General features: G+C 48.9%; 23 protein-coding genes. 19 read left to right on the top strand and 4 right to left on the bottom strand.

What is annotated here, in order from left to right:
* The first annotated feature begins 145 nt into the window (after positions 1-145).
* The 7 genes from rlmN to spoVM all read left to right on the top strand — a co-directional run bounded on the left by rlmN (position 146) and on the right by spoVM (position 6,324).
* Positions 146-1,186 carry a 23S rRNA (adenine(2503)-C(2))-methyltransferase RlmN gene (gene rlmN, locus AB3N00_RS16395; protein ID WP_175395675.1) on the top strand — a complete coding sequence of 347 codons (1,041 nt, stop codon included), beginning with the start codon at positions 146-148 and terminating at the stop codon, positions 1,184-1,186.
* A gap of 7 nt (positions 1,187-1,193) precedes the next feature.
* On the top strand, positions 1,194-1,970 hold the full coding sequence (locus tag AB3N00_RS16390; protein WP_413035551.1) for a Stp1/IreP family PP2C-type Ser/Thr phosphatase: 777 nt from the start codon (positions 1,194-1,196) through the stop codon (positions 1,968-1,970).
* Positions 1,967-4,153: a Stk1 family PASTA domain-containing Ser/Thr kinase gene (pknB, locus tag AB3N00_RS16385; RefSeq protein WP_413035550.1), complete on the top strand. Its 2,187-nt coding sequence runs from the start codon at positions 1,967-1,969 to the stop codon at positions 4,151-4,153. Before AB3N00_RS16390 ends, pknB begins: the two co-directional genes overlap by 4 nt.
* A gap of 88 nt (positions 4,154-4,241) precedes the next feature.
* A complete protein-coding gene (gene rsgA / locus AB3N00_RS16380; RefSeq protein ID WP_413035549.1) occupies positions 4,242-5,159 on the top strand; it encodes a ribosome small subunit-dependent GTPase A in 918 nt (305 codons plus the stop codon).
* Between the two features lies 1 nt (position 5,160).
* Positions 5,161-5,820 carry a ribulose-phosphate 3-epimerase gene (gene rpe / locus AB3N00_RS16375; protein ID WP_095290279.1) on the top strand — a complete coding sequence of 220 codons (660 nt, stop codon included), beginning with the start codon at positions 5,161-5,163 and terminating at the stop codon, positions 5,818-5,820.
* 3 nt (positions 5,821-5,823) lie between these two features.
* The gene (locus AB3N00_RS16370) at positions 5,824-6,075 is read left to right on the top strand and encodes a hypothetical protein (RefSeq protein ID WP_175395671.1); all 252 of its coding nucleotides are present in this window, start codon (positions 5,824-5,826) and stop codon (positions 6,073-6,075) included.
* 168 nt (positions 6,076-6,243) lie between these two features.
* Positions 6,244-6,324: a stage V sporulation protein SpoVM gene (gene spoVM, locus AB3N00_RS16365; protein ID WP_019424875.1), complete on the top strand. Its 81-nt coding sequence runs from the start codon at positions 6,244-6,246 to the stop codon at positions 6,322-6,324.
* 196 nt (positions 6,325-6,520) lie between these two features.
* On the opposite strand, the gene rpmB is transcribed toward spoVM, so the two are convergent.
* Together rpmB and AB3N00_RS16355 are read right to left on the bottom strand one after the other, a co-directional pair.
* Positions 6,521-6,709 carry a 50S ribosomal protein L28 gene (gene rpmB / locus AB3N00_RS16360; protein WP_024631107.1) on the bottom strand — a complete coding sequence of 63 codons (189 nt, stop codon included), beginning with the start codon at positions 6,707-6,709 and terminating at the stop codon, positions 6,521-6,523.
* A 239-nt stretch (positions 6,710-6,948) separates the two neighbouring features.
* The gene (locus AB3N00_RS16355; RefSeq protein WP_413035548.1) at positions 6,949-7,326 is read right to left on the bottom strand and encodes a hypothetical protein; all 378 of its coding nucleotides are present in this window, start codon (positions 7,324-7,326) and stop codon (positions 6,949-6,951) included.
* Positions 7,327-7,347: 21 nt separating this feature from the next.
* Between AB3N00_RS16355 and AB3N00_RS16350 the strand changes: the two genes are divergently transcribed.
* The 9 genes from AB3N00_RS16350 to glsA all read left to right on the top strand — a co-directional run bounded on the left by AB3N00_RS16350 (position 7,348) and on the right by glsA (position 18,891).
* Positions 7,348-9,156, top strand: coding sequence for a DAK2 domain-containing protein (locus AB3N00_RS16350; RefSeq protein WP_413035547.1), 1,809 nt, complete (start codon positions 7,348-7,350; stop codon positions 9,154-9,156).
* A 32-nt stretch (positions 9,157-9,188) separates the two neighbouring features.
* Complete coding sequence (locus AB3N00_RS16345) at positions 9,189-10,052, top strand: DegV family protein (RefSeq protein WP_413035546.1); 864 nt, start codon at positions 9,189-9,191, stop codon at positions 10,050-10,052.
* Between the two features lie 10 nt (positions 10,053-10,062).
* Positions 10,063-12,108 (top strand): ATP-dependent DNA helicase RecG, encoded by a 2,046-nt coding sequence (gene recG / locus AB3N00_RS16340; RefSeq protein WP_413035545.1) that lies wholly within the window; start codon positions 10,063-10,065, stop codon positions 12,106-12,108.
* 113 nt (positions 12,109-12,221) lie between these two features.
* On the top strand, positions 12,222-12,509 hold the full coding sequence (locus AB3N00_RS16335) for a stage VI sporulation protein F (RefSeq protein ID WP_095290289.1): 288 nt from the start codon (positions 12,222-12,224) through the stop codon (positions 12,507-12,509).
* Between the two features lie 623 nt (positions 12,510-13,132).
* Positions 13,133-14,800, top strand: coding sequence for a LytS/YhcK type 5TM receptor domain-containing protein (locus AB3N00_RS16330; RefSeq protein ID WP_413035544.1), 1,668 nt, complete (start codon positions 13,133-13,135; stop codon positions 14,798-14,800).
* A 10-nt stretch (positions 14,801-14,810) separates the two neighbouring features.
* Positions 14,811-15,602 carry a LytR/AlgR family response regulator transcription factor gene (locus AB3N00_RS16325; protein ID WP_413035543.1) on the top strand — a complete coding sequence of 264 codons (792 nt, stop codon included), beginning with the start codon at positions 14,811-14,813 and terminating at the stop codon, positions 15,600-15,602.
* A gap of 236 nt (positions 15,603-15,838) precedes the next feature.
* A complete protein-coding gene (locus AB3N00_RS16320; protein WP_413035542.1) occupies positions 15,839-17,128 on the top strand; it encodes an OFA family MFS transporter in 1,290 nt (429 codons plus the stop codon).
* A 226-nt stretch (positions 17,129-17,354) separates the two neighbouring features.
* Positions 17,355-17,837, top strand: a complete 483-nt coding sequence (locus AB3N00_RS16315; protein ID WP_413035541.1) for a GNAT family N-acetyltransferase — start codon at positions 17,355-17,357, stop codon at positions 17,835-17,837.
* Between the two features lie 112 nt (positions 17,838-17,949).
* The gene (gene glsA, locus AB3N00_RS16310; protein WP_413035540.1) at positions 17,950-18,891 is read left to right on the top strand and encodes a glutaminase A; all 942 of its coding nucleotides are present in this window, start codon (positions 17,950-17,952) and stop codon (positions 18,889-18,891) included.
* Between the two features lie 245 nt (positions 18,892-19,136).
* Here the strand turns inward: glsA and AB3N00_RS16305 are convergent, their stop codons facing one another.
* Positions 19,137-19,478, bottom strand: coding sequence for a YolD-like family protein (locus AB3N00_RS16305; protein WP_413035539.1), 342 nt, complete (start codon positions 19,476-19,478; stop codon positions 19,137-19,139).
* Positions 19,475-20,719, bottom strand: a complete 1,245-nt coding sequence (locus AB3N00_RS16300; protein WP_413035538.1) for a DNA polymerase IV — start codon at positions 20,717-20,719, stop codon at positions 19,475-19,477. The genes AB3N00_RS16305 and AB3N00_RS16300 overlap by 4 nt, the downstream gene beginning before the upstream one ends.
* Before the next feature lie 862 nt (positions 20,720-21,581).
* Between AB3N00_RS16300 and AB3N00_RS16295 the strand changes: the two genes are divergently transcribed.
* Genes AB3N00_RS16295 through AB3N00_RS16285 form a run of 3 tightly spaced genes read left to right on the top strand, consistent with a single transcriptional unit; the run spans position 21,582 to position 26,462 of the window.
* Complete coding sequence (locus AB3N00_RS16295) at positions 21,582-23,807, top strand: hypothetical protein (RefSeq protein WP_413035537.1); 2,226 nt, start codon at positions 21,582-21,584, stop codon at positions 23,805-23,807.
* A 26-nt stretch (positions 23,808-23,833) separates the two neighbouring features.
* A complete protein-coding gene (locus AB3N00_RS16290; RefSeq protein ID WP_413035536.1) occupies positions 23,834-25,042 on the top strand; it encodes a HEAT repeat domain-containing protein in 1,209 nt (402 codons plus the stop codon).
* Positions 25,043-25,064: 22 nt separating this feature from the next.
* A complete protein-coding gene (locus AB3N00_RS16285) occupies positions 25,065-26,462 on the top strand; it encodes a glycosyltransferase family 2 protein (protein ID WP_413035535.1) in 1,398 nt (465 codons plus the stop codon).
* Positions 26,463-26,558 lie beyond the last annotated feature (96 nt).

The following is a 26,558-nucleotide window of genomic DNA, read 5'->3' as shown; positions in this document are numbered from 1 at the left end:
TTTCTTTGTAATAGGGTGCGGCATAAGCGCCGAGGTGGTATAATGCATGAAGTGCAAGACTGAAGGGCATACATGGATGTAAAGTGGTCTTTGTGATAGAATAGGAAGAATGAAAAGAAAAGAAGGAATAGGTGTTGACAACAAAATGAAACCTTTTATATATGATTATTCCCTGGAAGAGCTGCAGCAATGGGCTGTTGAGAATGGGGAACCCGCTTTTCGCGGTGGTCAGATTTTCGACTGGATTTATGTAAAGCGAGTGAATGATTTCAGTGAAATGACGAATCTGTCCAAAGCACTGCGCGAGAAGCTTGCAGAGCAATTTGAATTCGTAACCCTTACCGAAATTACGAAGTTTGAATCCAAGGATGGAACGGTGAAGTTCCTGTTTGGTCTTCATGATGATCATGCGATCGAAACGGTTATTATGAAACATAACTATGGCAACAGCATCTGTGTAACGACACAGGTGGGATGCCGAATCGGTTGTACGTTCTGCGCGTCCACGCTGGGTGGATTGAAGCGTAACCTTACCGCAGGCGAGATTGTTGCCCAGGTCGTACAGGCTCAGAAAATTCTGGATGAGCGCGGCGAACGAGTGAGCAGCATTGTTATTATGGGTTCGGGTGAACCGTTTGAAAACTATGAAGCAACAATGACTTTCCTGCGCATCATGATTCACGAAAAGGGTTTGAATATCGGTCAGCGTCACATCACGGTATCCACAAGCGGGATCGTACCGAACATCTACAAGTTTGCTGATGAAGATACACAGATCAATCTGGCCATCTCCATTCATGCACCGAATGATGCGCTTCGTTCCAAATTGATGCCGGTAAACCGTCGTTTTCCTTTTGACGATGTGATGGAGTCGCTTCGCTATTACCTGGCCAAAACGGGCCGGAGAATTACGTTTGAATATGCCCTTATCGGTGGCGTGAACGATCAGCCGGAACATGCAGCAGAACTGGCAAGCGTGCTGAAAAACATGCTCTGCCACGTGAACCTGATTCCAGTCAATCACGTGCCTGAACGCAAGTATGTAAGAACATCGAGAAGCGACATTTTCAATTTTCAGAAGATTCTCTCGGAGCAGGGTGTTAATGTAACCATTCGTCGTGAACAGGGACATGATATTGCTGCCGCTTGCGGTCAGCTTCGTGCAAAGCATATGGAGTTGAGGTGAGAACGTTTTGATCAAAACAGTTCATGTGAGCCATATCGGACGCGTGCGTTCGGTTAATGAAGATTCAGCCTGGATCCGCAATTTGGAGACAGGATACATTCTGGGCATTGTCGCTGATGGCATGGGCGGGCATCTCGCAGGAGATACCGCGAGCCGTCTGGCAGTGGAGACTTTGGTACATGACCTTGGGACACTGGAACCGGGGTTGTCACATGCGTCCTTGTCCGCTGCCCTCAGCGATGCTATTTTGCATGCCAACGAAGTGATATATCGTACTGCATCCGGAGATGACAAATACCACAACATGGGGACGACCGTGGTTGCTGCCTTGTTGAACGATGCAGAAGGCGTTATCGGTCATATCGGGGACAGCCGAGCTTACAAAATTGCAAACAAACAAGTGATCCAGTTAACGGAAGACCATACATTGGTGAACGAATTGTTTAAAAATGGTCAGATCAGCAAGGAAGACGTATCTCATCATCCGCGTCGCAATGTGCTGACTCGTGCCCTTGGAACAGATGCCGAAGTAAAAGTCGATCTGGATGCTGTCAAGCTGGAAGCAGGTGAAGTTCTGCTGTTATGCAGCGATGGACTTAGCAATCTGGTCAGCAATGAACAGTTGGTTCAGGTGGCAGGCAATCAGGAATTGCCGCTTGAGGAGCGCGCGGATCGGCTGCTTCAGCTGGCACTGCTGGCTGGCGGAGACGATAATATCACGGTTGCGCTGTTTGAAGTGCAACAGGAAGGTTCCGTGGTGACGGAAACGGGGTGTGAGTCATGATTGGGCACCAGCTAGGTGGACGCTATGAAGTCATTGAGCGTGTTGGCGGTGGCGGCATGGCACTTGTGTACAAGGCCCAGGACCTTCTGCTGAACCGTAATGTGGCGATTAAAGTATTGAGGCAGCAATTTGTACATGATGAAGAGTTCATTCGTCGTTTCCGTAGAGAAGCACAGTCTGCCGCATCCTTATCTCATCCCAATGTCGTCAGCATCTATGATGTTGGCCAGGAAGATGACGTTCATTATATCGTCATGGAGTACGTGGAAGGCAAAAACCTGAATGAGATTATCAAAGAGCGGGCCCCTCTGCAGGTAGACGAAGCTGTTCGAATTGCTTCCCAAATTGCAGACGCTCTGGATCATGCACATCATAACCAGATTATTCATCGGGATATTAAACCGCATAATATATTAATTGGCCGAAATGGCCGTGTGAAGGTTACCGATTTCGGAATTGCCCGAGCGGTGACATCCACGACGATTACACAGACCGGCTCCGTTGTCGGTTCCGTGCATTACTTTTCACCGGAGCATGCGAAGGGGATCGTGACTGGCGAAAAGTCGGACTTATATTCTCTTGGTATCGTACTCTATCAAATGCTGACTGGGCAGCTTCCGTTCCTAGGTGAGAGTCCTATTAGCGTTGCGTTGAAGCATTTGCAGGAAGAATTTGATGAACCACGCAAATTCAACCCGCTGATTCCGCAAAGTGTGGAGAATGTCATTTTGAAATCCATGCGGAAAAATCCGCAGGAGCGTTATCAGTCAGCAAAAGAAATGCAGAATGATCTGGAAACGTGTTTGCTGCCGGAAAGACGCAATGAGTCCAAGATCGACTTTCCGGATGAGGATGATGTGGATCAGACGCGGGTAATGCCTGCAATCAAACCGGAACCACGAGGAATTACTTCTACGGGCGCAGCTCCAATCATGGAGCCTGATGAGGACAACAATAAGGGCAAGCCCAAAACGAAGAACTGGAAAAAACCAACGCTATTGATCTCATTGACCGTTCTAATTCTCATAGCCATGGTTGGTGTTGTATGGTATGTCAAAGGCATGCTTGTTGTGCCTGAAGTCACTGTTCCAAGTGTAATTAATCAGACAGAGGAAAGCGCACGTCAAATTTTGCAGGATAAAGGTCTTGTTGTTAGCGGGGATGTCATCCGGCAGTATAAGGAAGGTGTCGATCCCGGCATCGTATTTGAACAAAGCCGAAACGAAGGTGACGTGGTCAAGGAAGGTTCCGAGATTCAACTAACGGTTGGAGCCGAAAAGGAACTAACCAAAATGATCAGCGTTGAAGGTGATTCCTATGAGGATGCCGTCAAGGATCTGACGAATCTAGGAATCAGTGAGGATCGGATTAAGCGTAAAGATGAATATTCTAATGACGTTGCTTCAGGCATGGTTATTTCCCAGACACCTGGGGCAGATCAAGAATTTGATCCGGAACAGACCGAAATTGTGTTAACGGTTAGCAAAGGCGCGGAGACCGTCAAAATGCCTGATCTGAAAAATCGTACCCGCAGCGAAGCTGAGGAGATGATCAAGTCTGCCGGACTTGTTCTAGCGCAGGTTCAGGAAGAATCAAGCTATACGGTTGAGAAGGGGAAAGTAACCCAACAATGGCCTGTGGAAGCCGGGACCGATGTGAAACCAGGTGACAAAATCACCATTTTCGTCAGCACGGGTTATCCGCCTGAGGCATTGGAGTACTCCTTCAATATCAATGTTTCGCCAAAAGAAGAGGGCAAGAACAGCAAGATCCGAATTACATTCGAGGATGCCCGCGGCAAGAATCAGGAATGGGGAACCCGGACCATTAACAAGTCCTATCAGGCACTGACCATTCCACTTGTACTGGCTCCGAATGAGAACGGTGCTGTATCTGTATATCGTGATGGTCAATTCCTGGATACCTACGTGGTTACCTACGCTGAAGCCAAAAATGGTACCGTAGTGGTGCCTACCATTGAGCCGGAGATTAGCAATCAGCCAACACCTCCAGCAAATGAACCTGACGAAGGCGGCGGTGGTGACGAAGGCAGCGTGGATACGAATCAGGAAGGTGAATCTGAATCGATCCCTGCTGATGGTGAAGAGGATAATGAAGGCGAAGATACGTCTGCCATGGATAACGGCAGCGGTAAAGGTCATGGAAAAGACAAGAACAAGTAAGTCGTTAACGCATCAAGCCGTCCGTAAGGACGGCTTATTGCTGACGTTAGGTTGAATGTACCGAAAATCAAAGGAGGGCGACGGAGCTATGCCAGAAGGTATCATCGTAAAAGCGCTAAGCGGTTACTATTATGTCATGCCACTGTTAGAAAACGGGGTGCCTTCGGTTGAAGGCTCCGCCGTTACATGCCGAGCAAGAGGAATATTCAAAAAGAGAGGCGTTTCTCCACTTGTCGGTGACCGTGTGAGCTATATGCTGACAGAGAATGGTGAAGGAACAGTAGATGAGATTCGGGAACGGGATAATGAACTGATTCGGCCCCCTGTTGCCAATGTCAGTCTGGCTGTTCTTCTATTCTCCGTTAAAGAACCGGACATGAACCTGAACCTGCTGGACAAATTTCTTGTACATATTGAGCAGGCGGGGCTGGATGCTCTAATTGTATTAACAAAGCAGGATCTGGCTGATGCACAGAACGATGCGAGAGATACTGTGACCGAGGTAAAGGCATTGTATGAGCAGATCGGGTATGAAGTTATTTCGACCAGTTCGCGAACCGGTGAAGGAAATGAACTGCTCAAAGAACGCCTCGCGGGCAAGATTAGTGTATTCTCGGGTCAGTCGGGAGTAGGCAAGTCTTCTATGCTTAATGCCCTGATGCCAGGGCTGACGCTGGAAACGAGTGAAATCAGTATGCGTCTTGGTCGAGGCAAACATACGACGAGACATGTTGAACTGATTCCGCTGGATAATGGCGGATTTGTCGCGGATACACCCGGATTCAGCCAACTGGACTTTCTGGAGATCGGTGTAGAAGAACTTTCCACCTGTTTCCGGGAATTTGCCCAGTATGCGGACCAGTGTAAATTCCGCGGCTGTACCCATACGCATGAACCCCAATGCCGAGTACTTGCAGCCAAGGAGGAAGGTTTGATTTCCGAAAGCCGCTACCGGCATTATGAGCAGTTCCTTACAGAAATGAAAGACAAGAAGCGGAGGTACTAACATGATTAAAATTGCTCCATCCATATTATCTGCTGATTTTGCCCGTCTCGGTGCTGAAGTGGCCGAAGCACAGGCAGCTGGCGGCGACTGGATTCATGTTGATGTCATGGACGGTCATTTCGTCCCGAATATTACGCTTGGTCCTGCCATTGTAAAAGCAATTGCTCCTCATACTAACTTGCCCCTGGATGTGCATCTGATGATCGAAAATCCTGAGCGATATGTTGAGGAATTTGCTAAAGCCGGAGCGGCGGTTATTACCGTACATGCCGAGGCTTGTGTACATTTGCACCGTGTGATTCATTTAATTAAGGAACAGGGAGTCAAGGCGGGTGTTGCCCTGAATCCGGGGACGCCGGCCAGTGCCATTCAGGAAGTGCTGGATGATGTGGACATGGTTCTTGTCATGACCGTGAATCCTGGTTTTGGCGGACAAGCCTTTATCTCGGGAACGATGAACAAAATCAGACAAATTCGCAGCTGGCTGAATGAAAAAGGACGCCATGATGTTCATATCGAAGTGGATGGGGGAATTGCAGCCGATACAGCCCCACTCGTTGTGGAGGCCGGCGCAGATGTACTCGTAGCGGGAAGTGCCGTATTCGGACGCGAGGACCGTGCAGCGGCCATTGCAGAGATTCGCAGCAGCTACGGAGGCTGATCTATGAACCTTAAGGAGACGCTGCTGACGATGGCTGCGAGCCTCGTGACGGGACTGGTGCTTGCGTTATTTGCAGTTATTCAATCCCCTTACAATGCGCTTACCTCACTGATTGGCGTAGGCGTTGTCATTATGTATTTTCGCAAATTTGATCGGACTAGATCACGTGTTACTTTCGTTATATTCAGCATACTGTATTACTTGCTGAGCGTATTCATGATCGCTGTTTATCAGTATGTTCCTGCCCAAACGTAAATGAGCTGTTCTTTCGGGCTCGTCATGTTGGAATAGGGACAGGGCGTTCCGCATAAATATGGTTACATGAGCAGGTTTCTCATGTAGCCTTTTTTGTCGTGTTTAGGGTAAAGAAGGCCTGAAGCATAGGATACGGCGGACGCATGAGCATGATGGGGAGGGTGAAGTATGAAATTTTACACATTCAAACTGCCGAAGTTTTTGGGAGGTTTTGTAAAGGCGATTCTTAATACGTTTCAAAAGAACTGATACGATTGAGAACAGGCTCAAAGGACGAATACCGCCGCTATGGCTTCAGACGATCAGGGACTCCGACCTGAGAAGCACCATGCGGCGGGCATTCACATGCTTGCGCAGGTACTTATGTACTTTTTTGAATACCAAAAAAGCACCTGCAAGGAACAAGGTGCTTTTTGCTTATCCGATTTATAGTAGCTTTGCGTGATTATACGCGAGTCACTTTACCGGCTTTCAGTGCACGGGTGCTTACGTATACACGTTTTGGTTTACCGTTCACGAGAATGCGGACTTTCTGAACGTTTACGCCCCAAGAACGACGGTTACGGTTGTTAGCGTGGGATACGTGGTTACCGGTGCCCGGTTTCTTACCTGTCACATAACATTTGCGAGACATAGATTACACCTCCTATCCTAAAATAACCAGTTGCCTTCGGAGAGACGAGAGTCATTCTCTAAAGGCTAAATTGTTCTTCCTGACCATAATAGTCAGGCTCCAGTAGCTAATGGCGTTGTTCAAGCCGGCATGGCCGGATCATTTCCATTACTTAACCTGCATAAAACAATACTTGAATATAATATCATACCCAAAAAAGCTTCGTCAACTGATCCAAAAACTTTATTTATTTCTCCTGTCTAATATAGTACAATGTTGAATAGTCCATAATACAGCGGTGAACAGGCTGTTGCCGTGGGAAAGCCGGAGATTAGACCGGCCCAAGAGGTCGGTGGTCTGCAATTTGGCAACGCTGTGCGCTGTGACATTTCCATCATTGGCACCAGTCTCCATGCGGCATTCATGCCGGCTCTCGATACCGGTGCATATCCGTATGCCCCGAATTGGGGCTTCAGAGGTTGCAGGATATCGGTGGCCCGGCCGCCCAGACCGTCGATCCGGATGACATGTTGATTTGTATGCCTTTGCCGGACAAGGTATGGACGAAGAATGACGCAGCAAGCGTCAGCGCATGAACAGACCAGATAACATCTTGGTGCAAGATGTTCGTGTATCAAGCTAGGAAGGGGAATTCTCACTTGAGTATACGTTCTTTAAATGGAACAGATTTCACCGCAATGGTACTTGCCGGTGCGGAACAACTTGGACAGCATGCAGAGCACGTCAATTCCCTGAATGTTTTCCCTGTGCCGGATGGCGACACGGGAACGAACATGAATTTGACAATGAGTGCAGGAGTTGCAGAGATTAAACGCAAGAGTTCTGCCTCCATCGGAGAAGCTGCCGGTATTTTATCTAAAGGCCTGCTCATGGGCGCACGGGGGAATTCAGGCGTTATTTTATCGCAATTGTTCCGTGGATTCAGTCGTTCAGCTGCTCCTTATGAGGAACTGAATACGCTCCAATTCGCAGCGGCCCTCCAAAACGGTGTGGATGCAGCGTACAAAGCTGTTGTAAAGCCCGTTGAAGGAACCATTCTTACCGTGGCAAAGGAAGCAGCGAAACACGCCAGCTACTATGCAAGACGGACGAATGATATTACTGAATTAATGAATGAAGTATTGTTAAAAGCAAAAGAGGCACTGGCTACGACTCCGGAATTGCTGCCTGTTTTAAAACAGGTCGGTGTTGTGGATTCGGGTGGACAGGGGCTTGTATATATTTACGAAGGTTTTATGGAAGTTCTGCTGCAAAGTGACGGCGTTAGCCGTGCATCCCTGCAGAAAGACGTACCACCATCTGCAGCGTCATCTGCCTTGAAACCGGCTGTACCGTCAGAAGAGCTGCCTGCCAAACCCGTACAGCAGGTGATTGCACCGGAGATGCCGTTGTCCGCACAAGCCAGACTGGAAACGGAAGATATTGAATTCCTCTATGACATGGAGTTTTTCATTAATCGCCAGCTGGGGGATAACGCAGGAGTTGCATTCGATGACGAGGCATTCCGGAAAGCGTTGTCAGTAAATGGGGATTCCATCATCATTATCGCTGACGATGAAGTGATCAAGGTGCATGTGCATTCCAAGACACCTGGGGATGTATTGAATCTGGCACTTCGCTACGGTGAAATTACACAGATTCACATTCTGAATATGCGTGAACAGCACCGGGATCTGCTGACGGCGGGTATGGACATTGCGCCATCACCTGAATTGTTTGCAGAGATTCCGCCGGAGATTTCGCGGAGTCACGAAGAAGCTGTGCCTCCTGCAGATGAAATGGCACCTTACGGTTTTATTGCCGTATCTTCCGGTGAGGGCATTGCGGAAATCTTCCAAAGTCTCGGAGTGGATGTTGTACTGTCCGGTGGACAGACGATGAATCCGAGTACAGAGGACTTTGTGAATGCAGTTCGTTCGATTGCTGCGGAACAGGTGTTTATTTTGCCGAACAATTCCAATATTGTTCTTGCTGCCGAACAGGCACGCGAATTGCTTGAAGACGAACGCCGGATCACGGTGATACCGAGTAAGACGATTCCTCAAGGGATGGCAGCCGCTTTTGCTTTCCAGGAAGATGAGTCTGCCGAGGCGAACCGTGATCAGATGCTGGAAGCAATTAGCCGGGTGCAGTCGGGTCAAGTTACGCATGCCGTAAGAGACACTCAGTATGATGAGTTGGATATCAAGGCAGGCCATTACATTGGTATCCACAATTCCAAAATCGTTGCGACAGACGAAAGCATGCTGCGGGCATGTGAAGGATTGCTGCAACAGATGATGGAGAGTGGAGATGAAGTGGTAACAATCCTTGAAGGGGAAGAGGCTGACTCCGAGGTCACCGCTGCGCTTGCAGCATGGGTAGAGTCACAATACCCTGAAGCTGAGGTGGAGGTACATGCCGGAGGCCAGCCAGTGTACTATTATTTGTTCTCTGTGGAGTCCTGATATGCACTCACGCAAGGAGGAGGCGATCTCGCTTGAGCCATAAAGTTGCAATTGTAACAGACAGCACCGCAGATATACCGGAAGAACTTGTCCGTAAATACGGGATTCATGTGGTTCCACTGCGTGTTTTGTTTGGGGAAGAGAGTTATGCGGACGGCGTTGATCTGTCTTCAGAACAGTTTTATGCAAAATTGGAGAAGGCCTCGGCGCTGCCTACCACGTCACAGCCTTCCCCTACGGAATTCATGAACATATACCAGACGCTGCTGGATGAGGATCCGGATCGTCCGATTGTCTCCATTCACCTGTCATCCGGCATGAGTGGAACGTATCAATCGGCGCTGCTCGGCAAATCTCTGTTGGAGCGTGAAAATGACATTACGGTGCTGGACTCCAAGTCGGCATCTTATGGATATGGCTTGATGGTTGTCCAGGCAGCCGAACTGGCCAGCCAAGGCAAGTCGGCAGCCGAGATTGCTGCAGCTGTAGAAGCCATGCAGAAGAGCCGTAAACTGTTTTTCCTTGTGGATACGCTGGAGTATTTGCAGAAAGGCGGCCGAATCGGGAAGGCTGCGGCTATCCTGGGAACATTACTGAATATCAAGCCCATCTTGTCCATTGATGAGGAAGGTGTCATATACGCTGTTGAAAAAGTCAGAGGACACAAGAAAGCAATGGCACGCATTATTGAGCTGTTCCAGCAGGATCTGGCGGGCAAGCGTGTTAATGTGGCCGTAGGCCATACCGCAGATCCCGGATCAGCGATTGCTTGTGCAGAGCAGTTACGTGGGCATTTTACACTGAATGAAGTGGTGTACACCAATATTGGGGCCGTCATCGGCAGCCATGTTGGGCCAGGCGTTATTGCCATCTTTATGTGGCCTGTTCCGGAATGAGGGATTAGATATGAGATTGGAAGAAATATCGGTTAAGCAAATTAACGGCGTGAGTGCTCTCAAAGAGGGAGAGCTTCACGCCTTTGGCATCTCTACTGTAAAAGACCTGCTTGAATATTATCCGTTCCGTTATGAGGATTATCGTCTGCGTTCCCTTAGTGAAGTGAAGGATGGGGACAAGATTACGGTCCAGGGTAAAATCATGGGTATTCCTGTATTGCAGCGCTATGGCAAAAAGTCCCGTCTCACCTGTAAGGTGATGACCGAAGAGTGGATGATCACGGCGACCTGGTTCAATCGGCATTTTTTGAAAGATCAGCTTACGCCGAACCGGGAGATTGTGCTTACGGGCAAATGGGAACAAAAGCGCATGCAAATGACGGTTTCGGACTCGGAGTTTCCCGATAAGGGAGATGGTCGCTCGGGTACACTGCAGCCGGTATATTCGGTAACGGGCAAGCTGACCCAATCATGGATGCGCAAGACGATTAATCAGGGGTTAATCCAATTCGGAGACATGATTCCCGAGATTTTGCCCCCATCGCTGATGAAGAAATACGGACTGACGCCTCGGAAACAGGCGATTGCCGGCATTCATCGTCCGCAGGATAATCAGGAAGGACAGCAGGCCAGACAGCGCATGGTATATGAAGAACTGTTTTTGTTCCAACTTAAAATGCAGGCGTATCGTGCATTGAATCGAAATCGGATGGATGGTGTCGTGCATACAACGGATAATGCAACCATTCGCGAGTTCGTGCGCAGCCTGCCGTTTGAACTGACAGATGCTCAGAAAAAGGTAGAGCTTGAAATTCTTCATGACATGCGTTCACCATACTCCATGAATCGTTTGCTCCAAGGGGATGTTGGCTCTGGTAAAACGGTTATCGCTGCAATCGCCCTGTACACCTCGGTCCGGTCCGGCTTCCAGGGGGCTCTGATGGTCCCTACAGAGATTCTGGCTGAGCAGCATATGCGATCATTGCAAAAGCTGTTTGAACCTTTTGGTGTAACCGTGGGACTCCTAACGGGCAGTGTGAATGGACGGAAACGAAAAGATCTGATTGCTTCGCTGCAAATGGGCCTGATTGACATCGTGGTGGGCACCCATGCGCTGATTCAGGAAGATGTATTTTTCCGCGATCTGGGTCTCGTCGTTACGGACGAGCAGCATCGCTTTGGTGTGAACCAGCGCAGCATTTTAAGGCGGAAGGGATATAATCCCGATGTGTTAACGATGACAGCAACGCCGATTCCGCGTACGCTGGCCATTACGGCATTTGGCGATATTGAAGTATCGACGATCTCGGAACGGCCAAAAGGGCGGATTCCCATCTCCACATACTGGGTCAAACATGACATGATGGAGCGGGTGCTCGGTTTTATCTCCCGCGAAGTGGATCAGGGCCGTCAGGCGTATCTCATCTGTCCCTTAATTGAGGAATCCGAGAAGCTGGATGTGCAAAATGCGATTGATCTGCATATCCAGATGCAGCAGAACTTTCCGAATTACCGTGTGGGTCTGCTGCATGGACGGATGACCGCTGGTGAGAAGGAAGAGATGATGCGTGCGTTTTACAGCAACGATATTCAGCTTCTCGTCTCAACCACCGTTGTAGAAGTAGGTGTCGATGTACCGAATGCTACGTTAATGGTCATTATGGATGCCGACCGTTTCGGTCTCTCTCAGCTTCATCAGCTGCGCGGCCGGGTTGGCCGGGGAGCCCATGCATCCTATTGCGTGCTCATTGCTGATCCCAAAACGGAAGTAGGGCAGGAGCGCATGAAGGTGATGACGGAAACGGAGGATGGGTTTGAAGTATCCCGTCGCGATCTGGATCTGCGGGGACCGGGGGATTTTTTCGGTACCAAACAAAGCGGTTTGCCGGAATTCCGTCTTGCCGATATGGTTGCTGATTTTGCCGTATTGGAGCAGGCGAGAGATGACGTATCCGCTCTAATCGCCGATCCTAACTTCTGGACGTCTGTGGACTACACAGCTTTACGAGATTATTTACAGCAGCAGCAGGTGTTCCAAGGTGATCTGATCGACTGATTGGTGCCTCGAATGCATAGTTTCCTACATTTACTGCGAAAAAGGTCAAGTGAACAAGCCCTCCTGTCATATGAATAGAAAGTGAGTTCATTATTCGGGAGGTGCTGTACGTTTTGAGTTATCAACAATATGGAATCAGTCCGCAGCTGGTGGAGCGGATCAAATTAAAGATGAAAAATCCGGCTGTCAAAGATCGCATCAAAAAGCTGATTGACGGAATTACCAAGTCCGATCTCCAGGATCGGGCCAAAGTTCGGAGATTGGTCAAGTCATCTGCTGTCATTTTGAATGAAAACTTCTCGTCCGCTCAGGAGGAGCAGTTTGTTGCTTTTGTCATTGCCCAGAAGATTGATCCAAACAATACGTTTCATCTGATTAAGTTGTGGGGGATGTTTCGGTAAGGGTTCGATGTAGGTTGAGGATTATAAAATCCAATACAGGACTTTACACGGTGCCGCTCCGATTGCAGTACAATCTTCCGATCGCTGTTATCCCCGGATTTTTTGGATTTCCTTTTTCAAAGGGGGAAATCCTGGAATAAAGGCGAACGCTTCGCTTCTCCAGATTGGTTCTGCACTCTCCGTTAAGTGTAATCCGGTACATTTTATAAAAACTTAAAACTACATCGAGTTTGTAGTCTAGTGTTGGGGCTGTCCCGTATGTCATGAACATGACGGGACGGCTTTTTGCTATTGTAGGGCGGGTCATGATAACAATCATTGTAGTTCCATTGTCGCTAAACATCCCAATAGGGTATAACCGGTTCCTTAGCGTGTTATTAAAAGCAGACCATAAGTGTGCAGGATAGTTTCCTTTCAATGAGAACACGAGATTCGGTACAATCTGATTGCGTCATTTTCACAGGATGGACTTTGCTTTCTCCTTAGCAGAACGGTAAACTGGTGCATACGAGCATGAAGGATGAGCGTAAGAATGAGCATCCGTATGACCATGCATAAGGGAATAAAACGGATGAATGCAATGATAGCGTTGATTTTGGACGGATATGGAGGAAATAGGATTCATGGAAATGTTTACGATGCTGCTGGGTTTGTTTGAACGGGCGGCGCTGCTCATTATCTTTTTATTCTTTTTGTCGAGGGTACCCCGCTTTAGACAGATTCTGCAAAAGGGGAAGTTAAGACCCCAGGAATATGTGGCGGTGACGCTGTTATTCTGTGCTTTTGCGATCTTTGGCACCTATACCGGGATCAATGTGGAAGGTTCACTGGTGAATGTGCGGATTATCGCCGTTCTGTCCGGTGGGATTTTGTTTGGAGCACCTGTGGGGATTATTACGGGGATTGTATCCGGGGTGCATCGTTATTTAATTGATATGGATGGGGTAACGGCCATTCCGTGTCTGATTACGAGTATCATTGCCGGCCTGGTGTCGGGTTACATTCACAAGTATACGCCCAAGTCGAAGCGTTGGATGGTTGGTATTGGAGCCGGGATGATCTGTGAAGCGCTCACGATGCTGCTGATCCTGCTGTACTCCTATCCCGACCCGCTCGGTGCGGATATCGTATCCAAGATTGCAGTGCCCATGATTCTGGGTGAGGTCAACATTGGACTGATCGTGCTGCTGGTACAGAGTGTGGAAGGGGAAAAGGAAATGATTGCCGCACGCCAGGCGAAACTGGCGCTGGAGATTGCGAACAAAACCCTACCCTACTTCCGTTCCATTGATGAGGATTCCCTGCGGACCATCTGTCGAATCATTCAGGAGGACATTCAGGCAGATGCAGTTGCGATCACGGATACCCGGAACGTGCTGGCCTATGTCGGGTTCGGAGAGGAGCGATATCACATCGGCAATGAGATTATTAGTGAGATGACGAAGCAGACGATCTCCAGCGGGGAGATTACCATCAGCAATGATGTGACCGATGAGAAAACGCCGGATATTCATTCCTTGTTGATTATTCCGCTGAAAGAGCGGAGTGAAGTTACGGGAGCACTGAAAATTTATTACCGTAAAGCCTATAAAATTACGTACCCGCTGCAAACGATGGCTGTGGGACTTTCGCAGATTATTTCCACCCAGATGGAAGTATCCCGAGTGGAAGAGATTAAGGCAGCCGCCAACAAAGCGGAACTGCGGGCATTACAAACAACGATTCATCCACATTTTCTCTTCAATGCGCTGAACGCAATCGCTTCTTCCATTCGAACGAAGCCGGATCGGGCGCGTGAGCTGATTGTGAATCTGTCGGGATATATGCGTTATAATCTGGAGCTGTCGGACGAGCTGATTGATATTCATAAGGAACTGGAGCAGGTCCGCAATTATGTGGAGATTGAGAAGGCCCGTTATGGGAGCAGGCTTCATGTGATCTATGAGATTGATGAGGTGGCTGTGCATATCCCCAGTCTGGTCATTCAGCCGCTTGTTGAGAATGCCATTATCCATGGCGTCCTCAAGGTCAAAGGACCTGGAACGGTTCGAATCCGGGTACAGGATTACCCTGATTTTGTCCGAATAGGAGTCAGTGATACAGGTGCGGGTATTGACCCGGATATCATTGAAAAGGTGTACCATGACCGGATGCCGGGGAATCAGATTGGTTTATATAATGTCCATCGACGGGTGAAACTCATTTATGGACAAGGTGTAACGATTACGCGGCTGGAGCAAGGAACGGATATTATTTTTGATGTACCCAAAGGAGATGTCGTGACAAGGTGATGATTGGTCAATGAGAGCCCTTATTGTTGAAGATGAAATTCCGGCAAGTGAAGAACTGAATTATTTGGTCCAAGAGCATAGTCAGATTGAAGTGGTTGCCTGCCTTGAAGATGGGCTGGATGTGCTGAAGTTTCTACAGGAGCAGGAAGTCGACGTTATTTTTCTCGATATTAACATTCCCTCGCTGGATGGCATGATGTTGGCACATCATATTGGCAAATTCGCCAGAAAGCCTTATATCGTCTTTACTACAGCCTACAAGGAGCATGCAGCAGAAGCATTTGAGCTGGAGGCCTTCGACTATATTCTGAAGCCTTATGATGAAAAACGAATTGCAGCCATGCTGCATAAGCTGGAGACAACCTTCAAACGCGATCATGCGGGGGAGGAACAAGTTGAGGATGGACAAACCCAATTGACGGATGAACCTTCCATCCAGGGAGCAGTGCTCAGGGCATCCGACGCAGGGACGGGAAAACGAATCAATCTTCTGCGCAACGACAATATTATTGTGACGGATACGGCAGATATTTATTATGCGGAGGCGCAAGAGAAAGTAACGAAGGTGTATACCAAAAATGGTGAGTTTACGATGCCGGTGAGCATTACGGACTTCCATGGCCGACTGCCTCAGGAGACATTTTTCCGCTGCCATCGTTCTTATCTGGTCAATCTGTCTCAAATCCGCGAAATTGTACCCTGGTTTAACAATACCTACCTGCTCCGTTTGCGTGATTTGGAAGCTGAAGTGCCGGTAAGCCGGGGCAAGGTCAAGGAATTCAGGCAGCTCATGCGCATATAGAGGCATTTCATTCCGGATCTGATGCAACTCATGCTTAAATCGGTGTTATGAATCCCCTTTCATGTATGATTACATTGTGAACGCATTCAAAGAGGCATTTTGCATCATTCGATTCCAAACAATAGCGGGTACAATCTGTAGACGAATAGAACCATTTCGACCAACAGATTGCTGAATTAAAGCCGTTCTTTGGATTGATGCAAGATGCTCCAGACATCGGCAAAGGGGAGATCACGATGAAAGCAGCTATTTCATCAGCACCTAATTCAACATCTACACCTATAAAAATGAATCGGTGGCTTATTGTACTGGGAACCATTATTGTACAAATGGGTCTTGGAACCATCTACACCTGGAGTTTATTTAACCAACCGCTGTCTGATCGTTTCGGATGGGACGTCAGCTCGGTCGCCATAACTTTTTCAATTACCAGTTTTGCGTTGGCATTTGCCACACTATTTGCAGGCAGGCTGCAGGAACGTTGGGGGCTTCAGCGGCTGATTCGTATAGCCGGGATCGTTCTGGGTCTGGGACTTGTCCTAAGTTCCCAAGTTACTTCATTGACACTGCTCTACATTTTGGCGGGATTTGTGGTTGGATTCGCGGATGGTACGGCGTATATTACGTCTTTGTCTAACCTGATTAAGTGGTTTCCAGAGCGCAAAGGTCTAATCTCGGGTATTTCCGTTGGTGCTTTTGGTACAGGCAGTTTGCTGTTTAAATATGTGAACTCGGCATTAATTGGTGCTGTAGGTCCTGCTCAGGCGTTTATGTATTGGGGCATCATTGTCCTGGTTCTGATCGTGGCTGGATCATTTCTGATCCGTGAAGCGGTTGTTCGTGAACAGGCTCCTGTCAGCAAGACGGAGGGAACGAAGCAGGAAGCAACCCGTCATCAGTATACGGTAAAAGAAATGCTCCGGACCAAAGAAGCCTATATGCTGTTCGTTATTTTCTTCACGGCATGTATGAGCGGGCTGTATCTGATCGGTATTGTCAAAGACATTGGCGTGCAGCTGGCAGGTCTCGACGTGGCTGCGGCTGCAAATGCAGTAGCGATGGTTGCGATCTTCAATACGGCAGGGCGTATCATCCTGGGAGCGTTGTCGGACAAAGTTGGGCGGATGAAGGTTATTGCTGGAGCACTGCTGGTTACAGCAGCAGCCGTCATGACGCTGAGTCTTGTTCCGCTAAGCTATGGCGTTTTCTTCGCCTGCGTGGCCGCTGTCGCGTTCTGCTTCGGTGGTAACATTACCGTTTTTCCGGCGATTGTCGCGGATTACTTTGGACTGAAAAATCAGAGCAAAAATTACGGCGTCATCTATCAGGGATTTGGAATTGGTGCCTTGGCTGGATCGTTTATCAGTGCTCTGCTGGGCGGTTTCCATCTGACGTTTATCGTCATTGCAATACTTTGTGCAATTTCCCTGCTGCTGGCATTGATGATTACACCTCCGGGTCAAAATCGTCGTACACGTCAGCGTGAAGGTCAAATGAGTCTCAAGCCTTCATCCCGGGCAAGCTGATTGAATTTAATTTTGAATTCTTTGGTGCCATTCGATGCACATCATAAATGAAAGTTTGGGCGGTCTCTGTGGAGGCCGCTTTTTTTAATAAGGATAGATAGACAGACAGGCAATGCTTGATGGAACTCGATCGATCGGTGGCTGCGTGCAATGTATCCTGTGCTTCTGCTATACTCTAGGGGAATTGAAAGGAACTACATCCGTTTGGACTTGGAGGAGGATTTCAATGAATTTCGTTAAATATGCTGAAACTGATTTTGAGGATTATTATGCTCTCGTTTCCAATATGGAAGTCATGAAACAAATTACGGAACGTACACTCCCGGAGGATGAAGCGAAAACGCAATTCCAGTCCATGCTCGATTATAATCTGGGCTACAGTTGCGGATATTACCGGATATCTGGTGAAGATGGAGTAGGGATGGCATATGCCAAACTAATTCCGGATGAATCCGATCCGTCCCGGGCGGAAATGGGTTATATGGTTTTGCCTGAATATTGGGGCCAAGGTCATGGTACGTCCATTGCGGCGCGCCTCATTCTAAAAGCACAGGCAGCAGGAATCGGTGTACTCTACGCGGTGATCGATCCCTCTAACGCAGCATCACGCCAGATATTAAATAGACAGAACTTTGTTTCCACATGGGTAGGCGATGTTGACGGACTTCCGGGTGAGATTCTGGAGTTGAATCTTCAAGTGCGGCGGTAATGGATCAGTCCTGAGGGTAATGAATAGACGTACCTGCATTTTGCATTATTCGGTGGGGTTTGCCTCCTGAATCCATGCAAGATGCGCATACATAGATATGGAGGAGATGGAGATGAGCAATACGGTAATGGAGCGTCTGAACGAATTGCTTCCGGAATGGCTGGAGACCAGTCGGCTGCACACGGGACAGGGAAAGGTCGCATCTTATATCCCGGAGCTGGTCAAAGCCTCACAGGATGAGCTGGGCATACATATCATGGATGCCGAAGGCAATCATGTATCTGCCGGAGATTGTGGTGTTCCCTTTACGATGCAGAGCATCTCCAAAGTCTTCACGCTTATTTTGGCCCTGATGGATCATGGGGAAGAAGCCGTTTTCTTTAATGTAGGAAAAGAGCCTACGGGTGACGATTACAATTCGATGATCAAGCTGGAGCTTGTTGAACCGGGTATTCCGTTTAATCCGTTAATCAACGCGGGAGCCATTACAGTCTCCTCTCTGGTCGCCGGGGATTGCAAGGAAGAGAAGTCACGGCGTATTTTGGAGTTTTTCCGCAAGCTGGCCAACAATGATCGGCTGGATTATAACGAAGAGGTGTTTCAGTCCGAATGGGAAACAGGTCATTTGAACCGTTCACTTGCTTATTTTCTGAAGCATAATGGCGTAATTAAGGATGACGTTGAAGATGTGCTTGGTGTCTATTTCCGCCACTGTTCCATTGAGGTGACTTGTGCGGATCTGGCCCGTATGGCACTGGTGCTTGCCTATGACGGAACAGATCCGATCACCGGAAACGAGCTCATTCCGCGTCGCTATGTACAGATTGCCAAAACGTTCATGACCACCTGCGGTATGTATAACGCATCCGGCGAATTCGCCATTGAGGTTGGACTTCCCGCCAAGAGCGGGGTGTCCGGGGGAATTATCACCCTTGTACCTGGTCATTTTGGCATCGGTCTTGTCGGGCCGGCCCTGAATCGGAAAGGGAACAGCATTGCTGGTGTTCATTTGCTTGAGCGCCTTTCCAAGGAATTTGACTGGAGTCTTTTTTAAAGGTTTCCCATATACCCATCAAAGTGGCCGATGAATCACATATCGGTCATTTTGCTTCTTTTGAACGAAGTCAAATTGAAGCAAATAGGGTTCTCGGCTGCATCCCGGAAGCCATAAGGGAGTGTAGGAAAACGGTCCTGCATGTACCGTTTAGGCTGCATCTATTGCGGAATATTCGCTAATGAGAGCCTGCAGGTTCATAGTTCGGATTGACGATATGAGCATGGCTTGTGACTGCTGCAGCGTCAGTCGTTTGCTAATTCAACATTGGTAATCAGATTCATCTGAATGTCCCGGGTCCCGTTTTTCGTCAGCAGTCTAAGAGTACGGGCAGAAGGATCCAATTTCAGTACCTGTCCGGTATAACGGATATCGTCATGTTCATGGAACAGGCCGATGGTCAAAGCATCTCCAAGCATCATTGAATTGCTGAGCAAACGGGACATTTCTTCCGCTGCCTGAGCATCCAGAGACGGGCGGGTACGGGGAGCAAGCTGTTCCTGATGAAGAATGTAAGCTTCCCGGTGTTCGGGAAGCATCATGCGGGAAGACTCGAAGAGTCCGTTTTGCTGTAATTTTTTACTCATTTATAATGACCTCCAATTTTATGAGAACGGTCCTGTGCCTGCGCGGACGAGCAGAGCGAGGAAGCCCGCATGATGGCGGTGTCTCCGAACTTACGCTTGATGTCATCTGTGGCACGTTCCAGTTCTCTTTTGCGTTCACGATCATCGAACCAGGACAGCTGCACTTCGGAATCGGGCACCAGCCCAGTCAGTGACACGCTGATCCGGCGGATGGGTAATCCGTCCCAATGGCGAAGAAAGAGTGCCGCGGCCGCATCGTATACTTCATCCGTAATGTTGGTCGGTTCATTAACCTTCATTTGGCGTGAGAAGCCCGTGGGACGATCGTAATCCTGCCCGCGGCATCCAACGGAGACGACGTTGCCCATGAGTGATTTGTCCCGGGAACGCCGGCAGACGAGCTCTGCCAGTTCAAGCAGGACAACCTTGATATCCTCCCAGGACTCATAGTCCCGGGGAAGGGTCATCTGATGTCCGATGCCTTGCTGTTGATGTGTGTATGTCCCGGGTTTCACGGGCGAATCGTCAATGCCACGGGCAATGCGCCACAATACCTCACCATTTACTCCCCAGCGTTCTCTCAGTCTGGACAGCGGCGTCCGTGCCAGGTCACCAATGGTGTGAATACCCATGTTGTAGAGATGTTTTCCCATCCGGGAACCGACCATAAACATCTCTCGGACAGGTTTCGTCCAGATGGTTTTCTCCATGTCCTTGCGATTCAGGACACAGATGCCTCCGGGAACTTTTTTGGCATATAAATCACAGGCCATTTTGCTCACCACTTTGGTATCGCTGATGCCAATCCGGATATACACACCTGTCTCATCCATGACTCTGGATTGAATGCTGCGGGCAATCGTCTCCGGACTGCCGAACAGATCCAGGCTTCCGGTGACATCGAGAAACTGCTCATCAATGCTATAGGGCTCAACGAGATCTGTGTAGGATTGAAGAATCCGGGTGATGTGCAGGGAGACACGGATGTACTCCGCCATTCGGGGGCGAATGACAACAACGTCCGGACACTTGGCAAGGGCTTCACCCAGTCGTTCAGCCGTGGTAATTCCGTAAGATTTGGCGAGAGGGCAGGCTGCAAGAATGATACCGGAACGGCGTGCCGGATCTCCCGCTACCACGAGGGGACGGTCTTTGTATTCGGGATGTGCAGACTTCTCCACACTGGCATAGAATGACTGGCAGTCTGCGAGCATAATGACACGTCCGTCTTTGCGGGACATAACAGGTCTCTCCTTTGATCCATGATTCGGCTGTTCACGAACAGAAAGAGGATTCAGCCGCATGTTTTTTTACAGTTTATTTACAGTGTGGAACAAGTGTTCCTGTTTTATTAGCATATCCCGAATGTTCAAATGCGGCAACCGGAATTATTTTGCAAATTGGACACAATTGTGGAATCGCAATAATAGAGTCAAAATTTAGGAAATAAGATGTACTTTTTTACATTTGATGTAAGAGATTCGTGACTTCAGGGTGATGACCCGGTGTTCATTCGGATTTTTGTAAAAGTAATATAAATGGGCACAGTCCTATAGAGGGGGACTGATGTCCTTTTTTACTTTTCTGCACTTTTCAGAAAACCTTGACGGGCCGCGGGTTTTCACTGATGCGTTATCGGACTATAGTATCAATTTTGTAATCTTTATGGTTAATACTGTAAAAATGGCCGCAACTTTAACATATTCCCCGCGTTTAATGTGGTAAGTGTTCGGGCGGAAACAGTTGCTGCAAACCGCGTTGCATATAACAATAACGGGTAGAGAAGTGCAACAGGTTTGAGCATTCAAGTGACTGTTTCACTAAGTAAAATGGTGTCCATGAGACAGGGGAGCCAGAAGTGTTTTGGAATGCTAGTTGATGGTGGTTTTTACGAATTATGGGCAGAATGTTGCATTTCACGTTTGCTTCCATCAGCCTAGTTACAAAAGCGGAGTGTTGGAGCTATAGTGAGAACTACACCGCTGGCATCTCTACCCAAAGCGGACATCCAAGCGGCGTTTACTGCTGCATGCCTGTATATTTTATTCAGATTCAAACGGAAACAGGCAGGATGCATAATAGAGAGGTGAGCAATCAAGAGCCATGAGCAGACGAAGACGAAAGCGCTGGATGTTAACGATGTTGACCGGAGCCGTGGTACTGACCGGCGGAATATTAGCCGGCTGGCACTACATGCAACCTCAGCTCGTTACGTACACAGCGGAGAATGGCACGGAGATGAAATTCAAGACCGAGGGAGACCGGTTCATGGAATACGGGCCGGATGGATCCTGGAGGGAGATGTTCGTTAAGGGTGTTAACCTGGGTGCAACTTCGCCGGGATATTACCCGGGAGAATTTCCCCTGACCGAAGAGGATTACCTAAGGTGGTTCCAGCAGATCCAGGAGATGGGGGCCAATGTCATACGGGTGTATACGGTCCACGAACCGATTTTTTACTCTGCGTTGGTCGATTATAATCGCGGCCGGGAGCAACCGTTATATTTTATACAGGGCATATGGTCGCCAGAAGAAGAGTTGATTGAGAAGCAGGATGCCTATGCCGATCATATTGAGCAGACATTCAAGCAGGAGATTGAAAAAGCGGTGTCAGCTGTCTATGGGGATGCGGACATTCCCGATAAGTCCGGAGCCTCAAGCGGCAAATATAAGGCGAATGCAGGCAAATACCTGATGGCCTGGCATGTTGGTACCGAGTGGGACCCCGCGATGGTAGACAACACGAATGAGAAACATCCGGATGTGCCGCAATACAAGGGAGTTCATTTTTCCGGGACAGCAGACGCCTCGCCCTTCGAGAATTGGTTAGCCGAGCTGCTGGACTACACGGCCGTTCTGGAGAAGAAGTATGGCTGGGAACATCCCATGACGTTTACCAATTGGGTGACAACCGATGTGCTGGAACACCCGGGCGAACCGTTGTTTGAGGAGGACCTCGTCAGTGTCGATGCCCGTCATATTCAGCCGGAGGAGTGGCAGGGTGGATATTTTGCGGCATATCATGTGTATCCCTATTACCCGGACTTGTTCCATACGGACGAGACCCTTCAAACGATCAAGGATGCAAACGGGGAGTACAACACATACAAAAGTTATCTGCGCAAGCTAAAAGCCGAGTATTCCGATATGCCTGTAATGGTTACAGAATATGGCGTGCCTTCTTCCCTTGGGATCTCACATTTGGGTATGGGGGGCCGGGACCAGGGTGGACATAATGAGGCAGAGCAGGGAGCCATTGATGCTTCACTGACTCAGGATATTTATGATGAAGGGTATGCGGGAGCCATTTTGTTCATGTGGCAGGATGAGTGGTTCAAGAAAACCTGGAACACGATGCCATTTGAAATCCCGGCAGATCGGCGGGCCTATTGGCTAAACGTGCTGACCAACGAGAAAATGTTCGGCCTTCTCGCGATGGACCCCGGCAAACAGGAACAGCTGACCATCGACGGGAAATTGGATGACTGGGATGGGATGACCGCTGAGGAAGTTACGGTTTGGCAGGGCAAGGTGAACGGCATCCAAGAAATGAAGCTGACCCACGATGAAGCCTATCTGTACATTGGCATGACGCTGGACGAGCCGTTTGATCCCAATAAAAAGGTGCTCCGCATAGGGACGGATACGCTGGCAGGTGGCAATCAGCCTGGTGCGCGGCTTCCGGAACGAACGCTCAGTGACGGCCTTGAAACGGTCATCACGCTGGGGCAGGATGACGAATCCCAGGTGGAAATCGCCAAAGATTATGATTTTAATCAGCGTTTGTATGGCAAGGAAGGATACAATATGCTGCCTGACAAGCAGGCTAATTCCGCTGATCCGTTCCATCCATGGAACCTGGCGGTCAGCCTGAAGATGACTCCGCCTGATACGAGGTCGGCTCATCCGTTCATGAATGAGAAGGTGGGTATCCTGAAGCGGGGAACAACAGCTCCCGGGCAGTCGGATACCGATTCATTGACAACGTGGCAGTATGACGGCAATCAGGTGGAGATGCGAATTCCCTGGATGCTGCTTGGATTCGGTGACCCGAGTTCACTGCAAGTGATTGATTATGGACCACTGCAGGACGGACGGGAGTTTAAGACGGTTACGACCGAAGGCATAACGCTGGTTCCATGGCTGATGGATCGTTCGACTGGCGATGTATCCTGGCCTGCTGGCAATCAGACTACACTGGATTTGAAAACATTGCCTTTGTATAGCTGGCAGTCGTGGGAACAGGTGAAATACAGTGAACGACTGAAACTGAGTTATGAAGAGATGAAGAACGTCTTCGGACAAATTCCCAGTTTTCAGATTGATTAAATGAGTATAAAGGAGGACCTTTTCACATGTTTTCGAGTTTGGCTGTGGCCTATCTATTTCTATACATCTGCATAGCGCTTGTCGCTCTGGGTGTGATTCTGCTGTTTGCCATGAAAGTGTCCCACAACGGCAAACGGCGCAAGATTGAATTTTATAAACGGAAGCAGCGGGATTATTTCACCTATCTGCAAACGGCACTGACTGAGAATCGTCCGCTGAGGCTGCCGCCAGGCAAGCTGGCTCCTGTGGAACGGCAGGTGATCCAGAGCAAACTTATTGAATGGATCGACCAATTCAAGGGAGAGTATCGCGACAAATTGATTGCGCTCTGCCGCGAAGCCGGGTTTGTAGAACGAGATCTGAAAGAACTGGGCCGACTGCGTTATGGTCGGCAGATCGATGCAGCTTATCGTTTGGGCGGCATGCGCTGTCCGGAAGCTGTTCCGGGCTTGATGGAACTGCTCAAGGATGAGAAGCCTGGACCGATGGCATTCATGATCGGACGTTCCATTGCGAGAAGTACAACCCGTCAGGGTGAATTGAAGGACATGCTTGAACTGTTATTGACAAAAGGAAAGTCAATCCATCATCTGGCCGCAGACATCTTGCTTGAGACCAGCCTGGATACGAGCAGACTTCTCATTGAATTGCTGGAAGACCGCAATCCTGATTTTGTGAAGGTAGGACTTGTCGCCATGTGGGGACAGGCTGTACCGGAAGTCATGCCGGCACTTGACCGATTGGTTGGTGCAGAGCATCAGGATGTACGGGCAGAAGCAGTGAAGCTGTATCTGAGTGCAAGTCCGGCCCTTCAGGATGAGACAATTCTGAAGCTGATGAAGGATGCTGATCCGGAAGTCCGGGCAGAGGTGGTGCAGGCACTTGGTTCGAAGCATGCGGCAGGCAGCATTCCACTGCTGCGCAAAGCGCTGCGTGATGAAGACTGGCGAGTACGCTATAACAGTGCGGAGAGCTTGAGCATGCTGGGTGAACCCGGATTCGAAGCCTTATGTCAAGCAGCTGTACAAGGTACAGGTGTTGAACGTGAGATTGCAATGCAGCAGATCGAGAGCACGATGAAGCAATCGGGAGCCGATCACAAAGCGGTAGACCAGATGATTGTACACAACAAGAGAAGGCTGCTGTATGACCAGTATTTTGGCCCTGTTCCGGGTAACCGAACAACCAAGAGACGTACGGGTGTGGCTGCGGTAGGAGGGGATTACACTGCTTAGGGATCTGTTATTAATTTATGGCATGGTGGCCATTTACTATGTCATTTCTGTAAACTTGCTTTATTTTTCCATCTTGGCACTGTCATTTCGCAACATTTGGACCATCTTCAGAAGGTCACATTTTTCCAAATACAATACATTGTCAGGCTCGGAACTTGTACCTTCGGTATCGCTGCTGGTCCCGGCTTACAACGAAGAATTGACAATTATTGAAAATGTGAACTGTCTGATGACGCTGAACTATCCAACGTATGAAGTGATCGTCGTAAATGACGGCTCGAGCGACAGCACCCTGAACGTGCTGCTGAAGGAATATCGTCTGAAACCCGTTCCTGACACGAAGATCCGGGGCAAGATTCCCTGTCAGGCGATTCGCGGGATATACCATAATCCGGAATTCCCGGATCTGTACGTGATCGACAAAGAAAATGGCGGAAAGGCAGACTCCCTTAATGCGGGGATCAACTTGTCCCACTACCCGCTGATTTCTTCGATTGACGCCGATTCCCTGCTGGAAAAGGATGCTCTGATCCGCATGGCTCGCATGTACATGGAGAATCCGGAAGAGACTGTGGCGATCGGCGGCGATGTTCGCATAGCCAATGGCTGCAAAATCGAAAATGGAGCTGTACAGGACGTTTCACTGCCACGAAAAATGTGGCCTATGTTCCAATCCATTGAGTACCTCAAGGCCTTTCTGGGTGGACGGATTGGTTGGAGTCACATGAATGGTTTGATCATCGTGTCGGGTGCCTTCGGTATGTTCCGCAAGGATGCAGTCATTGCCGTTGGTGGATACCGGGATGGTTATCCTGGGGAAGACATGAACATTATTATCAAGCTTCATCGCTATATGCTCGAGAACAAACTGAAATATCGTGTAGCCTTCTGTCCTGAAGCCGTCTGCTGGACACAAGCACCAGATTCCTACCGGATCCTGTCCAGTCAGCGCAAACGCTGGGGACGCGGAAATTTGAAGAATATGATTGAGAATCGGGGCATGCTGTTCAATCCGAAATATAAGGTGATGGGCATGTTGACCATGCCGTACAATGTCATTTTTGAAGCACTCAATCCGTACTTCCGGATCACCGGCCTTTTGGCCCTTGCCGGGTATGTGCTCTTGGATATGACGCAATGGCCGATTCTGGTTCTGTTCGGATTGCTGAACTTTGTGAGTGGTTATCTGCTCAGCGTAGGGGCGCTCATTCTGGAGGAAATTGCATTCCGCAGATACAACAAGCTGTCTGATATGGTCAAAATGCTGGTCTATTCCGCTCTCAAATTTGTGGGCTACCACCAGCTGGGTGTTCTGTGGAGATTGCAGGGGCACATTCAGTTCATGCAAAACAACAATTCCTGGGGAACCATGACACGCCAAAGCTGGTCCGAAGAAGAAAAGGGAACTGAAGCAGCCTGATTCGCAGCCTGCATCGGAGTAAGCGGTCATGGACAGCATCTTTGATTCATTAATGGCAATACAGCAGCAACAGGATAGATAACCAAGGGAGAAGGG

The sequence above is a fragment of the Paenibacillus xylanilyticus genome (genome assembly GCF_047246825.1).
Classification (GTDB): Bacteria; Bacillota; Bacilli; order Paenibacillales; family Paenibacillaceae; genus Paenibacillus; species Paenibacillus xylanilyticus_B.
This window is presented reverse-complemented; position numbering and strand designations above follow the sequence as displayed.

Excerpts from the sequence above, each read along its gene's own strand:
- AB3N00_RS16320 (WP_413035542.1), top strand. The coding sequence starts at position 15,839 with ATGAAAGCAGCTATTTCATCAGCACCTAATTCAACATCTACACCTATA.
- glsA (WP_413035540.1), top strand. The coding sequence starts at position 17,950 with ATGAGCAATACGGTAATGGAGCGTCTGAACGAATTGCTTCCGGAATGG.
- rlmN (WP_175395675.1), top strand. The coding sequence starts at position 146 with ATGAAACCTTTTATATATGATTATTCCCTGGAAGAGCTGCAGCAATGG.
- AB3N00_RS16285 (WP_413035535.1), top strand. The coding sequence starts at position 25,065 with ATGGTGGCCATTTACTATGTCATTTCTGTAAACTTGCTTTATTTTTCC.
- AB3N00_RS16305 (WP_413035539.1), bottom strand. The coding sequence starts at position 19,478 with ATGAGTAAAAAATTACAGCAAAACGGACTCTTCGAGTCTTCCCGCATG.
- AB3N00_RS16290 (WP_413035536.1), top strand. The coding sequence starts at position 23,834 with ATGTTTTCGAGTTTGGCTGTGGCCTATCTATTTCTATACATCTGCATA.
- AB3N00_RS16300 (WP_413035538.1), bottom strand. The coding sequence starts at position 20,719 with ATGTCCCGCAAAGACGGACGTGTCATTATGCTCGCAGACTGCCAGTCA.
- rpe (WP_095290279.1), top strand. The coding sequence starts at position 5,161 with ATGATTAAAATTGCTCCATCCATATTATCTGCTGATTTTGCCCGTCTC.
- pknB (WP_413035550.1), top strand. The coding sequence starts at position 1,967 with ATGATTGGGCACCAGCTAGGTGGACGCTATGAAGTCATTGAGCGTGTT.
- recG (WP_413035545.1), top strand. The coding sequence starts at position 10,063 with ATGAGATTGGAAGAAATATCGGTTAAGCAAATTAACGGCGTGAGTGCT.
- AB3N00_RS16315 (WP_413035541.1), top strand. The coding sequence starts at position 17,355 with ATGAATTTCGTTAAATATGCTGAAACTGATTTTGAGGATTATTATGCT.
- AB3N00_RS16295 (WP_413035537.1), top strand. The coding sequence starts at position 21,582 with ATGAGCAGACGAAGACGAAAGCGCTGGATGTTAACGATGTTGACCGGA.
- AB3N00_RS16325 (WP_413035543.1), top strand. The coding sequence starts at position 14,811 with ATGAGAGCCCTTATTGTTGAAGATGAAATTCCGGCAAGTGAAGAACTG.
- rsgA (WP_413035549.1), top strand. The coding sequence starts at position 4,242 with ATGCCAGAAGGTATCATCGTAAAAGCGCTAAGCGGTTACTATTATGTC.
- AB3N00_RS16330 (WP_413035544.1), top strand. The coding sequence starts at position 13,133 with ATGGAAATGTTTACGATGCTGCTGGGTTTGTTTGAACGGGCGGCGCTG.
- rpmB (WP_024631107.1), bottom strand. The coding sequence starts at position 6,709 with ATGTCTCGCAAATGTTATGTGACAGGTAAGAAACCGGGCACCGGTAAC.
- spoVM (WP_019424875.1), top strand. The coding sequence starts at position 6,244 with ATGAAATTTTACACATTCAAACTGCCGAAGTTTTTGGGAGGTTTTGTA.
- AB3N00_RS16370 (WP_175395671.1), top strand. The coding sequence starts at position 5,824 with ATGAACCTTAAGGAGACGCTGCTGACGATGGCTGCGAGCCTCGTGACG.